The 12,479-nt window shown below is 69.1% G+C and carries 14 protein-coding genes and 1 pseudogene; 1 reads left to right on the forward strand and 14 read right to left on the reverse strand.

Going from position 1 to position 12,479, the window contains the following annotated elements:
- Nucleotides 1-43 precede the first annotated feature (43 nt).
- The 12 genes and pseudogenes from ACWDV4_RS00365 to ACWDV4_RS00420 form a co-directional block, all read right to left on the reverse strand.
- On the reverse strand, nucleotides 44-1,696 hold the full coding sequence (locus ACWDV4_RS00365; RefSeq protein WP_449973639.1) for an ATP-dependent DNA ligase: 1,653 nt from the start codon (nucleotides 1,694-1,696) through the stop codon (nucleotides 44-46).
- Between the two features lie 42 nt (nucleotides 1,697-1,738).
- A complete protein-coding gene (locus ACWDV4_RS00370) occupies nucleotides 1,739-1,945 on the reverse strand; it encodes a hypothetical protein (RefSeq protein ID WP_449973640.1) in 207 nt (68 codons plus the stop codon).
- Between the two features lie 137 nt (nucleotides 1,946-2,082).
- Nucleotides 2,083-3,450, reverse strand: coding sequence for a M20/M25/M40 family metallo-hydrolase (locus ACWDV4_RS00375; RefSeq protein WP_449973641.1), 1,368 nt, complete (start codon nucleotides 3,448-3,450; stop codon nucleotides 2,083-2,085).
- Between the two features lie 78 nt (nucleotides 3,451-3,528).
- The gene (locus ACWDV4_RS00380; RefSeq protein WP_449973642.1) at nucleotides 3,529-4,653 is read right to left on the reverse strand and encodes a M48 family metallopeptidase; all 1,125 of its coding nucleotides are present in this window, start codon (nucleotides 4,651-4,653) and stop codon (nucleotides 3,529-3,531) included.
- Between the two features lie 71 nt (nucleotides 4,654-4,724).
- The gene (locus ACWDV4_RS00385; protein ID WP_449973643.1) at nucleotides 4,725-5,480 is read right to left on the reverse strand and encodes a hypothetical protein; all 756 of its coding nucleotides are present in this window, start codon (nucleotides 5,478-5,480) and stop codon (nucleotides 4,725-4,727) included.
- Nucleotides 5,481-5,534: 54 nt separating this feature from the next.
- Complete coding sequence (locus ACWDV4_RS00390; protein WP_449973644.1) at nucleotides 5,535-5,657, reverse strand: hypothetical protein; 123 nt, start codon at nucleotides 5,655-5,657, stop codon at nucleotides 5,535-5,537.
- A 61-nt stretch (nucleotides 5,658-5,718) separates the two neighbouring features.
- On the reverse strand, nucleotides 5,719-7,317 hold the full coding sequence (locus tag ACWDV4_RS00395) for a cobyric acid synthase (RefSeq protein WP_449973645.1): 1,599 nt from the start codon (nucleotides 7,315-7,317) through the stop codon (nucleotides 5,719-5,721).
- A 40-nt stretch (nucleotides 7,318-7,357) separates the two neighbouring features.
- On the reverse strand, nucleotides 7,358-8,389 hold the full coding sequence (locus tag ACWDV4_RS00400) for a cobalamin biosynthesis protein (RefSeq protein WP_449973647.1): 1,032 nt from the start codon (nucleotides 8,387-8,389) through the stop codon (nucleotides 7,358-7,360).
- Between the two features lie 98 nt (nucleotides 8,390-8,487).
- Nucleotides 8,488-8,802, reverse strand: coding sequence for a helix-turn-helix domain-containing protein (locus ACWDV4_RS00405; RefSeq protein WP_449973648.1), 315 nt, complete (start codon nucleotides 8,800-8,802; stop codon nucleotides 8,488-8,490).
- Nucleotides 8,802-9,194 (reverse strand): type II toxin-antitoxin system RelE/ParE family toxin, encoded by a 393-nt coding sequence (locus ACWDV4_RS00410; RefSeq protein ID WP_449973649.1) that lies wholly within the window; start codon nucleotides 9,192-9,194, stop codon nucleotides 8,802-8,804. The genes ACWDV4_RS00405 and ACWDV4_RS00410 overlap by 1 nt, the downstream gene beginning before the upstream one ends.
- 95 nt (nucleotides 9,195-9,289) lie before the next feature.
- A pseudogene (locus tag ACWDV4_RS00415) lies at nucleotides 9,290-9,542 on the reverse strand (Txe/YoeB family addiction module toxin).
- Nucleotides 9,539-9,814, reverse strand: coding sequence for a type II toxin-antitoxin system Phd/YefM family antitoxin (locus ACWDV4_RS00420; RefSeq protein WP_449973651.1), 276 nt, complete (start codon nucleotides 9,812-9,814; stop codon nucleotides 9,539-9,541). Before ACWDV4_RS00420 ends, ACWDV4_RS00415 begins: the two are co-directional and overlap by 4 nt.
- Nucleotides 9,815-10,355: 541 nt before the next feature.
- Here ACWDV4_RS00420 and ACWDV4_RS00425 point away from each other — a divergent pair.
- Complete coding sequence (locus tag ACWDV4_RS00425) at nucleotides 10,356-10,865, forward strand: pyridoxamine 5'-phosphate oxidase family protein (RefSeq protein ID WP_449974120.1); 510 nt, start codon at nucleotides 10,356-10,358, stop codon at nucleotides 10,863-10,865.
- 597 nt (nucleotides 10,866-11,462) lie between these two features.
- Here ACWDV4_RS00425 and ACWDV4_RS00430 read toward each other — a convergent pair.
- Both ACWDV4_RS00430 and ACWDV4_RS00435 read right to left on the reverse strand, forming a co-directional pair.
- Nucleotides 11,463-11,657: a DUF397 domain-containing protein gene (locus tag ACWDV4_RS00430; protein WP_449973652.1), complete on the reverse strand. Its 195-nt coding sequence runs from the start codon at nucleotides 11,655-11,657 to the stop codon at nucleotides 11,463-11,465.
- The gene (locus ACWDV4_RS00435) at nucleotides 11,648-12,448 is read right to left on the reverse strand and encodes a helix-turn-helix domain-containing protein (RefSeq protein WP_449973653.1); all 801 of its coding nucleotides are present in this window, start codon (nucleotides 12,446-12,448) and stop codon (nucleotides 11,648-11,650) included. Before ACWDV4_RS00435 ends, ACWDV4_RS00430 begins: the two co-directional genes overlap by 10 nt.
- Nucleotides 12,449-12,479: the final 31 nt, after the last annotated feature.

Below are 12,479 nucleotides of genomic sequence, written 5' to 3' on the forward strand. Positions count from 1 at the left end.
GACGGCCAACTGAGCTGAGCGACCCGGGTCGGCGCGGCGGTGATCAATCGCCGTGCCGACCGACGTGGATCGCCCGTACGGCGTCGATGGTGTCCGCCTCGGCCGCGCTCTTGTCGTCGCGGTAGCGCACCACCCGGGCGAAGCGCAGCGCCACCCCACCCGGATAGCGGGAACTGGTCTGCACCCCGTCGAAGGCGATCTCCACCACCTGCTCTGGTCGGACCCGGACCACCCAGTCGCCTCGATCGACCGCCAACTCCAGGAACCGCTCGGTCTGCCACCGCAGCAACTCGTCGGTGAGCCCTTTGAACGTCTTGCCGAGCATCACGAACCCGCCGGTCTGCGGGTCCCGGGCACCGAGGTGCAGGTTGGACAGCCAGCCGGAACGCCGTCCACTGCCCCACTCGACGGCGAGCACGACCAGGTCGAGGGTGTGCCGGGGTTTCACCTTCACCCAGGCGGCACCCCGGCGGCCGGCCGCGTACGGCGCGTCGGGTGCCTTGACCACGACCCCTTCCTGACCGGCGTCGAGCGCGGTGGCAAAGGCAGCGGCGGCCTCGTCGACGGTGGCGACCTCGGTCCGTCCGACGAGCAGTGGTACGCCGACCGCGCCAGTCAGCGCCGCCCACCGGTCCCGACCGGGTGCGTCGAGCAGGTCCGTGCCGTCCAGGTGCAGCAGGTCGAAGAAGTACGGCGTCAGCACGGTCTCGCCGGTGGTGCTGGCGGCGGCGCGTACCGCCGGGGCGGCCGGGGCGGGGCGCGACGGCCGGGAGGCTTCGGCGGAGACCGTGCCGCTCATGTCGGCGGCAGTCAGGCCGACGGGGCCTCCTCGGTGGCGGCGCGCGCCCCGGGTGGCGGCCCGGCTGGCGGTCTCCTGGAACGGGCGGGGTCGACCGGTCGAGTCGAGGGCGATCGCCTCACCGTCGAGCACCATCTCCCGGGCCGGCAACGCGCGGACCGCCGCGACCACTTCCGGCACCCGAGCGGTGATCTCATCGAGGCTGCGGGTGAAGACGGCGATGTCGTTGCCGGAGCGGTGTACCTGGATGCGGATCCCGTCGAGTTTGACGTCCACGACTGCCGGGGTGCCGGTGGCGGTCAGCGCCTCGTCGACCGACGAGGCGCTCTGCGCCAGCATCGGGGCGAGTGGTCGGCCGACCTGGAGGGTGAACTCGCTCAACGCCGCCGCCCCGCCGGTCAACGCGGCCACGGCGACCACCTTCAGGTCGCCTGCGAGCAGCAGTGCCCGGCGTACGGCGGTGGCCGGAACGTCGGCGGCTCGGGCGATGGCGTCGGCCAGCAGCCCGCCCTGGGCGCCTTGGCGCAGCTCGCCGCTGAACAGGCCGACCAGCATCCGTTGCTCGTCGGCGGTGGCGGCGGCGAACAACGCGCCGAGCAGTTCCCGGCGACGGGCCTGCGCACCGGCCCCGTGCACGGCGGCGATCTCGGCGATCGCCGCGTCGACTCCGGCCACGGTCAGGGTTGGTTGCTGCGCCGGTGCGGGCAGGTCACGCAGGCTGGCCGGGCCGACACCGGTCTGCCGTTGCCGCAGTTCACCGGCGAGATAGCCGGACCCCGCCGGGATCTCGTCGACATCGAGCCGGCGCAGCGCCACCGCCAACAGGTCGACCTTGGCCAGGCGACCGGGGGTGACCGTCACAGCGGCGGAGGTGGCCGCCAGGTCCAGGAACCGCACCTGTCCATCCTGGCAGCCACCTCCGCCGAATGTCGGCTGCTCCTACGCTGAGATCGGCTCCTCGATCCGTAGCCCCCGGGCCCGTACCGCGTCGGCCACCTGGGACAACACCGTGTCGAGCGCGCAGAGAACAGCGGAAAGCTCGCCGAGTTGATCCGTCAGCATCTCGTCGGACCATGCGGAGACGTCGACGTCCCCCAGAGCACAGACAGCGGCGTCGAGCCGCGCGATCGCTTCGTTCGTACTCATGTTCGAAAGCCTACCGTAGATGTCCGCTTCGCGGGCCGTTTTCCCAGTTCGGCGCGGCCGGAAAGAACAAATCCGGCGGCACCCGACCGGGCAGGTCGGGTGCCGCCGGGTCGCATGGTCAACCGCCGGACGTACGGTCAGCGGCTGGCAGCAGCCGCCTCGGCAACCTTCGCCAGCAACAGCGTCTCGGCGAGGCAGACCCGGGCGAACTCCCCCAGGTGCAGGCTCTCGTTCGGACCGTGCGCCTGGGCGTACGGGTCCTCCACGCCGGTCACCAGGATCGCCGCCTTCGGGAACATCTCCTGGAAGGTGGCGATGAACGGAATGGAGCCGCCGACCCCCATGTCGACCGGGTGAACCCCGTCCCAGGCGGTACGGAAGGCGGAACGGGCCGCGTCGTACATCGGCCCGGAGGCGTCGATCACGCATGGGTCGCCGTCATGCTCGAAGGAGACGGTGACCTGCGCGCCCCACGGGGCGTTGCGCTCCAGGTGGGCGGTGAGCGCGGCGTACGCCTTCTTCGGGTCGTCGCCCGGGGCGAGCCGGACGCTCAGCTTGGCCTTTGCCGCCGGCACCAGGGCGTTGGGCGCCTCGCCGGTGGCCGGGGCGTCGATGCCGAGCACCGCGAGCGCCGGCTTGGTCCACATCCGGTCGGTAAGCCGCCCGGTGCCGATGAAGGAGACGCCGTCGATGAGCCCGGCCTCGGTCCGCAGCCGCTCCTCCTGGTAGTCGACGGTGGCCCCGGTCCGGCCGACCAGGCCCTCCACCGCCACGTCCCCGGCGTCGTCGTGCAGGGTGGCCAACAGCCGGGCCAGCGTGGTCAACGCATCGGGTGCCACGCCACCGAACATCCCGCTGTGTACGGCGTGCGACAGCGTGCGGACCTCGACGAAGCAGTTGACGATGCCGCGCAGCGAGGTGGTCAGCGCCGGTACGCCGATGTCCCAGTTGCCGGAGTCGGCAATGACGATCACGTCCGAGGCGATCTCGTGCTGGTACTCCTTGAGCAGCCGTTCCAGGGAGTCGGAGCCGTACTCCTCCTCGCCCTCGATGAACAGCACCACACCCACCGGCAGGTCGTCGCCGAAGGCCCGCAGCGCGGCGATGTGCGCCATGATCCCGGCCTTGTCGTCCGCCGCACCCCGACCGTAGAGCCGCCCGTTTCGCTCGACCGGCTCGAACGGGTCGCTCTCCCAGAGCGACAGGTCGCCAACCGGCTGTACGTCATGGTGGGCGTAGAGCAGCACGGTCGGGGCACCGGGGGGTGCGGGCCGCCGACCGATCACCGCCGGCTGGCCGCCGGACCGCACGATCTGCACATCGAGGGAGCAGCCCCGCAGCAGCTCGGCGACCGCCTCGGCGGATCGCTCGACGTGGGAGTGGTCGAAACCCTCGAAGGCGATGCCGGGGATACGGACGAGTCGTTCGAGGTCGGCGCGGACACCGGGCAGCTCGCGCTCGACTGCCGCGCGCAGCTCAGCCTCGGTGAAGGTGGATGTGGTCATGACCGAAATGGTAGGCCGGCCTTACCAACCACCTTCTCGGGAGCCCTCGCCGCCGCCCGGCTCCGGCCCCGCCCGGCACTACTGTCCGTTATCTGCTGCGGTCGCGCGGCCCGGCCGCCGGTTCGACCGACCGGCGGCGCGGGCGGCCGCCTCCCCGGCGGCCCCCATCCAGGCTCGGGCCCGGCCGGCACCGCTGCCGACCCACTCGCCAATGTCGGTGGCTCCGTCGCCGAGGCGACGCAGCAGCCCCACCAGCGGATCCTGGGTACGCCCGAACGCCTCCCGGTAGGACTCGGCCGCAGCCTTGATCTCCTCGGTCACCGAGGTGTCGCCGTCCTCCGCGCGCCGGGGGTACTCCCCGGCCAGCACTCGACCGTAGGCACCCGAGTCGATCCACTGCCGCAGATGCGCCGCACGCGCCACCGGTACCGGATGGGTGCTCCAGGCGGTCATCCGGATCTTGTGGAAGCTGTCCCGCAGGTCACCACCGCCGTCGTACTCGGTTGCCTGCTCAAGGAAGGCGGTCGTGTCGACCTGGGACAGGTCGCCGCCACCAGCGAGCTTCATCAGCAGCCGCAGCGCGGCGGCCGGATCCTGCCCGGCGAGCAGCCCGGCCCGGTCGGCGGAAAGCTCGGCCTTGCGCCACCATTCGAGCATCGCGGCGATGATCGCCCGCAGGGCGAGCGCACCGACCGGCAGCCAGCTCAGGTTGGCCGCCCAACGGGTGAGGATCATCAGGATGGTCTTGTACACGGCGTGGCCACTGCCCACATGACCAAGTTCGTGGCCGAGCAGGCAGCGCAGTTCGTCGTCGTCGAGTTGCTGTACGGCGGCGGAGCTGACCACGATGAACGGCCGGTCCAGCCCGATCGCCTCGGCGGTGAGCCAGGGCGACTGGGTGACGTACAGTTCGGGCAATTCGGGCCAGTCGAGGGTGCTGGCCGCCTCGGTGAAGCGGTGGTAGACGCGCGGGTACTGCCGATGGTCCACCCGGATACCGGCCGCCAGATAGGACAGTCGGAAGGCGCGCTCGTTCCACATCCCGAAGAACGTCTTGAGTACGTCGTCGAAGCCGCGAAGCTCGCGTAGCGCGGTGAGTGCCCCCCGGTCCGCCGGATGTTCCCAGGCCCGCGAACTGATCCCGGTGAGTACGACCCGACGCCGGGCCGGAGTGGCGGTCGTTTCCTGGTCACCTGTCGTCATGGTGCGCCCCCGATTACCTCGCCTCGCCCCTTTCGCAGATCGTGCCGCAGTGAAACCGTTACGTCCATGCCCTATCGGCGAGGCGGATCGGGCAACCGTACGTAGTACCGAGCCGCATCGGTCATCGGTGCTGGTGCTGGCACATCTGCCGACCCGGGTGCTGGTTCGGATGCTTGTTCGAGTGCTTGTTCGGGTGCTGATTCGAGTGCTTGTTCGGGTGCTTGTTCGGGTGCGCCGTCGACGATCAGGTCGGCGTCTCCGGCGGTGTCGTCCAGGGCCAGATGGTCATGTTCCGCGCGCCGCCACCGGTCCAGTTGGGGACGGATCGCCGCGCCGTCCCGGGTCAAGGCCCGGTCCAGTCGCAGCTGGTCCGGTGCGGTCACGAAGACGGCGAAGGTCAACTCCGGCCGGATGGTGGCCCGGGCCGCAGTGAAACCCTCCAGGATCACCACCGGGGCGGGTGGGACGGGGGTCCAGTCCGCCCCGAAACGTCGCTGGTCCCAATCGTACGAGCGGTAGTACCCGGTCCGGCCGGCCCGCAGCGGGGCGAGCACCCACTCCTCCAGCCGGGACCAGAAGGTGAACTGGTCCATCCAACCGTCGAGCAGGTCGTCGGTGTGCACGATCGGTGGCCGGTCCCGTGCCATCCCCGCGAACGTTTCGGTCGGCCCAGCCGCACTGAATGCCTCGGCCAGCCGCTCGGCGAAGACCGACTTGCCCGCGCCGCTGGGCCCGTCGACGGCGACCAACCGGGTACGCCCCAGCCGGGCCGGCCGGTCCAGGATCCACCGGACCAGATCCGCGTACGCCTCAACGACCCCTGCCACGGTGCAGACCGTAGCCGCCCGAGGTGGGTACCCCGTCGGGGCGGTACTGAGCGGTCAGTACTTGCCACCCCCACCGTCACCGCCGCCGGTGCCGTACACGATGGCGACGATCACGATCCCAATCACGATCGCCGCGATCACGAGCCACAGGATCGTTCTGTTTTTGTTCCTAGCCACTTGGATCACCCCGGGTCGGGCGTACCCGTACCCGGGGCGATCATGCGACCAACTCCCGACGCTACGGCGCGCCGGGCGGCACGAACGGCAGGTCGGCGGCGGGACCGTCCGCGACGAGTCGCCAGAGCGCATCGGTGTCCAGGTGCTCCTCGACAAGATCACCGAGCAGGTCGAGTGTGCGTTCCCGGGCGGCGGCGAAGGACGTGTCCGGGGCGGTCCGGAAGCCGTGCCGGCCGGAGAGCCGGGCCACCTCGGTGAGGAAGCGGCGGCGGAACTCGTCGGACTCGAAGGCACCGTGCCAGTGCGTACCGAAGACATGGCCGGCGGCGGCCCCCTCCGCGCGACCATCGGCGTAGGTCAGCAACAGCGGCAGATCCGGATCGGCGTACGAGACGTAACCGTGGTGGATCTCGTAGCCCCGGACCGGGACCATGCCGACGGCCGGCGCGTCGGAAGCCGTGCCATAGGCGGTGCCATGGGCCGTGCCGCCGGCCGAGCCATAGGCCGTGCCCACGGACCGGGTAACCGTCTTGTGTTTGTCGAAGGTGATCTCGACGGGCAGCAGGCCGAGCCCGGCCACACTGCCCCGGCGGCTCTCCACCTCGTCATGGATGGCCCGGCCGAGCATCTGGTAGCCCCCGCAGATGCCGAGCACCGGACGGCCGGCGGCGGCATGGGCCCGGACGGCATCGGCGAGACCGGTCCGCCGAAGCCAGTCCAGGTCGTCCACCGTGGACTTCGTCCCGGGGAGTACGACCAGGTCGGCGGCGGCGAGTTCGGCCGGCTCCACGGTCAGCCGGACCCGTACGCCGGGCTCGGTGGCCAGCGCCTCCACGTCGGTGGCGTTGGAGACCCGGGGCAGCCGGACCACGGCCACGTCCAGCCACTCAGTGCCATGCGGGGGTGCCGGTCGACCGAGCACCTGCCCGTAGGCGAGTGAGTCTTCGGCGTCCAGCCACAGGTCGACGTGCCAGGGCAGCACCCCGTACGTCGGCCGTCCGGTGACCTGCTGGAGCATGTCTAGCCCCGGTTGGAGCAGTCCCAGGTCGCCCCGGAATTTGTTGATCACAAAACCGGCGACCAGCGCCTGATCGGCGGCGTCGAGCAGGGCGAGCGTGCCGAAGAGGGAGGCGAAGACCCCGCCCCGATCGATGTCGGCAACCACGATGGTGGGCAGTTTGGCGTGCCGGGCCAGCCCCATGTTGACGTAGTCGGTGTCCCGTAGGTTGATCTCGGTTGGGCTGCCGGCCCCTTCGCAGACCACCACGTCATACTCGGCGCGCAGCTCGGCCAGGGCGGCGAAGGCGGTCTCGGCGAGACGGGGGCGCAGCGTACGGAAGTTGGTCGCGGTGACCGTGTCGACCGCCTCGCCGAGCAGGACGACCTGGCTGGACAGGTCACTGCCCGGCTTGAGCAGCACCGGGTTGAACCGAAGGTCGGGGGCCAGCCCGCAGGCGGCGGCCTGCATCGCCTGCGCCCGGCCGATCTCGCCACCCCGCCCGTCGGCGCTGATCGCCACCGCCGAGTTGTTGGACATGTTCTGTGCCTTGAACGGGGCGACCCGGACCCCGCGCCGATGCAGCCAGCGGCAGATCCCGGCGGTGACCACGCTCTTGCCGGCGTCGGAGGTGGCCCCGGCGACGAGCAGCGCCCCGCTCACGGCCGACTCACGGCCGACCCGGTGCCGGGCAGCGCCCCGGTCATCCCTGGCCCCGTACCCGGCGCAGTGCCCAGCGGAGGATCGCCCGTCGGGCGGGCGCGGCGGCCGCGTGGCCTACCGTCAGTCCGAGCGCGGCCAGGCCGACGGCCCCGGAGAGCCGGGCGGCCCGCTTGATGTGTCGCGCCTCCGGCCGGGGGCCGTCACCGAGGAAGGGCCGGACCTCGGAGCGCCCGAAGTAGATGTTGCGCCCACCGAGTCGTACGCCGAGCGCGCCGGCCATGGCAGCCTCGCACTGCCCGGCGTTCGGGCTCGGGTGGTCATTACGGTCCCGTCGCCAGACTCGCCACGCCTCGCCCCGATCGCCGTGCACGACCGGGGCGGCGGCGATGGTCAGCAGCCCGGTCAGCCGGGACGGCACCAGGTTGAGCAGGTCGTCGAGGCGGGCGGCGGGGGTGCCGAACCGTTCGTACCGTGGTGACCGGTGTCCCACCATCGCGTCGAGGGTGTTCGCCGCGCGATAACCGAGCAGTCCGGGCAGGCCGGCGACGGCACCCCAGCACAGTGGTGCGACCACCGCGTCGGAGGTGTTCTCCGCGACCGACTCGACGGTGGCGCGAGCGAGTTCCGGCTCGTCCAGCGTTGCCGGATCACGCCCGCAGAGATGCCCCAGCCGGTTACGGGCGGCCGGCAGGTCGCCGCCGCGTAGCGCCTTGCCCATGATGGTGGCCTCGCGGCGGAGCGTACGGCCACCGAGCACAGTCCAGGTGCCGACGGCGACGAGCGCGGCCCGCGCCACCGGATGCCGTCGGGTCGCCGCAGTCGCCGCCACCCCCACCATCACCGGTACGCCGACAGCCAGAGCAATGTGCAGCGCCCCGGCCGAGCGGTGCGGCCGGTAGAGCCGTCGTTCGAGTGCACCCGCGGCCTGTCCGAACCCCGCCACCGGATGGAACCGGCGCGGGTCACCGAGCAGCGCGTCGAGTGCGTAGCCAACCACCAGGCCCGTCGCGTTGGCCAGACTGGTCGAGTTGGTCAAGCCCGCTGCCTTGGCCAAGCCGGTCGTCACCCGCATGTTGATCACCCCCGGTGCAGCCTAGGCCAATGCCCGTAGCCGTTGCCGTCGTACGTGCTCAGGCCCACGAGCGTCTGGCTCGCCCAGCCGGTGCGGGATCAGGCGATCTGACGGAGGTCGCTGCCGTAGTCGAAGATGATTCGCATCCGAGCACCCAGTGCTCGTGCGTATCGGCCGAGGGTCGCCACCTCGTTGGCCTCCAGATCGCCGTTCTCAATCTGGCTGACCCTGCCCGGCGTAACCCCCATCATCTCGGCCACCTGCCGCTGCGTGAAACCTAGCCGCTTCCGCTCCTCAGCAAGGTGAAATGCGCTAACCCATGCCTCAGTTCGGGCGCGCTCCACGTCGAGCGCGTCGTCGTCCCCATCGTGCAGTTCAGCGCGAATCTCGTCCCAGTCGTGAAAGTCACTCATCAGCCTTCCCTCCGCTTCCTCTCGAAGGCAAGCCAACCTTCGTACGCAACCTCCGCGACCGGGATTGCTTCCTTGTACCACCGCGTCCAGTCTCCAGCTTTGTTGCCGGCCACCAACAACACCGCCTGCGACCAGGGATCAAAGACAAACAGAACCCGAATCGCAACCTCCCGCCCAGACCTCGGGCGTAGCTCCTTAAGGTTGCTGATACTCGAACCCTTAAGAGTGTCGACCAGCGGACGCCCTAGACCCGGACCAGTCTCGGCAAGCATGTCGATCGCCACGTTGACGGATCGGTACGCCGCCGGGTCAGCCTGTTGCAGAGCTCGCAACCAGGAACGGACATCGCTCGTCGTCCTGATCGCCCAGCGACGCGCCGGTCCGCTAGCCATCAACAAACTATAGCTCAGGCTATACAAGACGCAGACCTAGTAGGGGCCCTCAGGCACAGGAGCGCCTGCGTCGGGGAACCGAAGCTTCCGGGGCGCTACCCGTCGTAGTGGTATCGGCAGGCGATAATCTCGACATCACTCTTTGTGATCCGATAGACCAGCCGGTGTTCGCGAGAGATCCGCCGAGACAGAAACCGAACAGCTCCCCCGCAGGGGCTCTGGCTTTCCAACACCTTCATATCTGTTGCGCATGACGTCTGCGATGAGGTCGTTGATGCGCCTGACCAGCTTGCGGCTGGTATGACTGAGGTACTGGTTCCAGGCCGTCGGCGTGAAGACCAGCCTCACGCAATGTCCCGCACGTCGCCTGGGTCAACCAGGTTCCGCTCGACGGTGTCACCCTGTTCCAGCTCGGCGATCGACCGACGCAGGGCAGCGGCGTTGCTCGGATTCCGGAGCAGATATTCGGTTTCCTTCATTGACTCGTATTTCGCGAGCGGCACGATGACAACCGGCTCGTGCCCCGATCGGGTCACCACAACCTCCTCCGCGTCGTTGATGACGCTGTCCAGCTCGGCAGCCAGGTTCTGGCGGAGCTGGGTGAAGTTCACGGTACGCACGATCACCTCCCGTACATGTACAGAAAACTGAACCTTGCGGGGGGCCGCGTGCCAGACACTCGCCCTGAGCACCCAGAGCACGACACCGCAGGAGAGTCGATGCCTCCCCGCCACCGGAGATGATCAGGACGTCATAGACCTTACCGAGACGCCGTAACGTCCATGACGTTCTGATCACCAGGGGCTCCCGAGCGCCCCTCCAAGCCCACCGAGCGAGCCCGGTCCCGAGCCTGGCCCTGGGCCCGGTCCTGGGCCCGGTCCCGAGGCCGGCGGCCCACAACGCGCAGCCGAGTGGGATCGGGTCCGAAATGCGGATCCGGCGCAGGACATCCATGAGAGCAGCAAACCTGTCGGACAGGTAGGCGAGGCCGGCTTTTACCACCAGCGTTCTGACGCAAATCATCAAACGGGAACGGCCGAATGTTTGACCCGCTGCTCTGACGATTGCCCCTGACTAGGACCGGGCAGGATGGACTACCTTTTGAGCATCCGACCTTCGTGCCCGGTGGGTAGGGTGCCGCCCATGATCGCGAACAGCCACTTGCCGCTGACGAATCCCTGGCTATCTGAGCCCTCGCCAAAAGAACAGCTCGATCGTGAACGGCTTGAGGAACGCATCCTCAACTTACTGTCGTCACAGAATATGTGCGTGCTCGCCACCATCGGTGCGGACGGACCGCTTGCCACTCCGGTGCGCTACTACCCGCTTGGCTTCGCAGTGCTGTTCACCGCAGCACCCGCATCACCGAAGATGCGGAACATCGCCACCGACCCACGGGTGTCCGTCGGCATCTTCGCTCCCCTGGTCGGGCTGGCTAGCAGCCGCGGTGCCCAACTGTTCGGGAAGGCGAGGGTGCTCGGTCCGCAGCACCCCGACCGCGCGCACTACTGGGCGGCGTTCCGGTGGGAGAACGAGCACGCCGAACGCGGCCGGCCGCTATCCGAACCACCTGAGGACACGCTCGTGGTTGTTGAGGCGGAGCGGATCGTCTATACCGAGCACTGGCTCCGGCGTGAGGGATTCGCGCCCCGGCAGTTCTGGCAGCGTTGAAGGCGTCTTGCACCGGCTGATCGTTGAAGTCGGACGACAACCACGATCACGACGACATTGGCCCGCTCGAGCGATGCGCTATTGCCGTGATGGTGGCCAGATCAGGCCACCGGTTGAGCCAGGGGCATTGCGTTTTAGCGTTACTGCTGGTCACCGTGTTGATGAGGTCGTGTGATCGTCGGTCGGCGCGTCGGTTGACAGGGGCGATGTTGGTTTCGCCGTTGATACGGCGCCAGCCGATCGGGGTGTTACGTAGGGTGGCAGCCACGAGCCCCCGCGTTCACTGTCGGTGACCGGTCCTGGTGGGGTGTCGGTCACGGGGGTTGTCACGGTCAGTACGGAGATCAGAGCCGATGTCATCGGCGGGTGGAGTCCTCGGTTGTCGTGTAGCGCGAAAACCTCATGATCACCTTGAGGGCTCCACCCGCCTCCACAGAGGCCATTCACCTCGAAAAACCCCAGCTCAGACGCCTGCACAGCTAGAACGCAATGCCCCTGCCGGTTGAGCCGGCGGAAGCCGGTCCCATGACATTGGGCTTCTTGCGAACACCTCGCCAACGGTTGGTAGCCGCCGGCGCGCAGCCAACCTCGGGCCGGCTAGGCGTCGTACTGCGCGGCGAAGCCGACGAACGCGCGCCACGCGGCCGGGCCGAAGGTCAGCATGCCACCGTCGCGGTCCTTGGTGTCCCGGACCAGGACGGTGCCGGGAAGGTTGTCGGCCACCTCGACACAGTTGCCGCCGCTGGTGCCGCTGCGCGTCGACTTCCGCCACCGGGCGTCATTCAGATCCATGAGTTCACCACTTCCTCGATGAGCGCCAAGGACTGCCGGCGCGGTAGCGCCTCGCTGCGGATGCTCTCCCACCGCTCCAACAGCGTATCCAGATCTTCCGGTCTATCCACCACCGTCCCGCCGAGCTGGTTTTCCAGGTGCCCCACCCAGCTGTTGTCGGCCATGCGCCCCAACAGCAGCGGGCCGGAGAGCCCCGCGTGCAGCCCGACACTCGTCGGGACGACGTGCACGCTGACGTTGGGCCGCTCGGCACACCTACGCAGGTGCAACAACTGCTCGGGCATCAGCTTGGCGCACCCCTCGCCGGCTTGGCGGATGGCGGTCTCGTTCACCACCACGATGAGCTGTGGCGGGTGATCCTGCGCCAGGATTTCCTGCCGCTCCAGCCTTGTGCCGACCCGCGCCTCGACCTCGTCGTCGGTCAACCGCGCGTCCAGGCGTAGCACGGCGCGCGCGTAGTCCGCCGTCTGCAACAGGCCGGGAATCAGGTTCGGCTCAAAACAGCAAAGCTGGGTCGCGGTTCGCTCCGCGTCCAGCCACTGCCGGAACCAGGACGGAGCACCGAACCTGGTCACCAGACGCTCGTAGATGCCGCCCGTCTCCAGTGCACGGTCGGCACCCCGAACGAATGCCATCGTCAACGCCCGGGTACCGCTCTCCACGGCGCTGACGTGTGAGGCACTGAAACCGGCCTTCCGGCCGAACGCCTCTTGGGTCATGCCGGCCGCCCCTCGGCCCCGGCGGATCTCCCCAACGATGAACTCTGCCAATGGTCCCGCCAGATCAGGCATTCAGTTCCCCTCAACGTCACAGATCCACTAC

The sequence above is a fragment of the Micromonospora sp. NPDC003197 genome (assembly GCF_053590565.1).

Bases quoted from the DNA above. Each gene is read 5' to 3' on its own strand.
- ACWDV4_RS00375 (WP_449973641.1), bottom strand. From the start codon at position 3,450: ATGACCACATCCACCTTCACCGAGGCTGAGCTGCGCGCGGCAGTCGAG.
- ACWDV4_RS00380 (WP_449973642.1), bottom strand. From the start codon at position 4,653: ATGACGACAGGTGACCAGGAAACGACCGCCACTCCGGCCCGGCGTCGG.
- ACWDV4_RS00410 (WP_449973649.1), bottom strand. From the start codon at position 9,194: ATGGCTAGCGGACCGGCGCGTCGCTGGGCGATCAGGACGACGAGCGAT.
- ACWDV4_RS00370 (WP_449973640.1), bottom strand. From the start codon at position 1,945: ATGAGTACGAACGAAGCGATCGCGCGGCTCGACGCCGCTGTCTGTGCT.
- ACWDV4_RS00405 (WP_449973648.1), bottom strand. From the start codon at position 8,802: ATGAGTGACTTTCACGACTGGGACGAGATTCGCGCTGAACTGCACGAT.
- ACWDV4_RS00400 (WP_449973647.1), bottom strand. From the start codon at position 8,389: ATGCGGGTGACGACCGGCTTGGCCAAGGCAGCGGGCTTGACCAACTCG.
- ACWDV4_RS00430 (WP_449973652.1), bottom strand. From the start codon at position 11,657: ATGGATCTGAATGACGCCCGGTGGCGGAAGTCGACGCGCAGCGGCACC.
- ACWDV4_RS00435 (WP_449973653.1), bottom strand. From the start codon at position 12,448: ATGCCTGATCTGGCGGGACCATTGGCAGAGTTCATCGTTGGGGAGATC.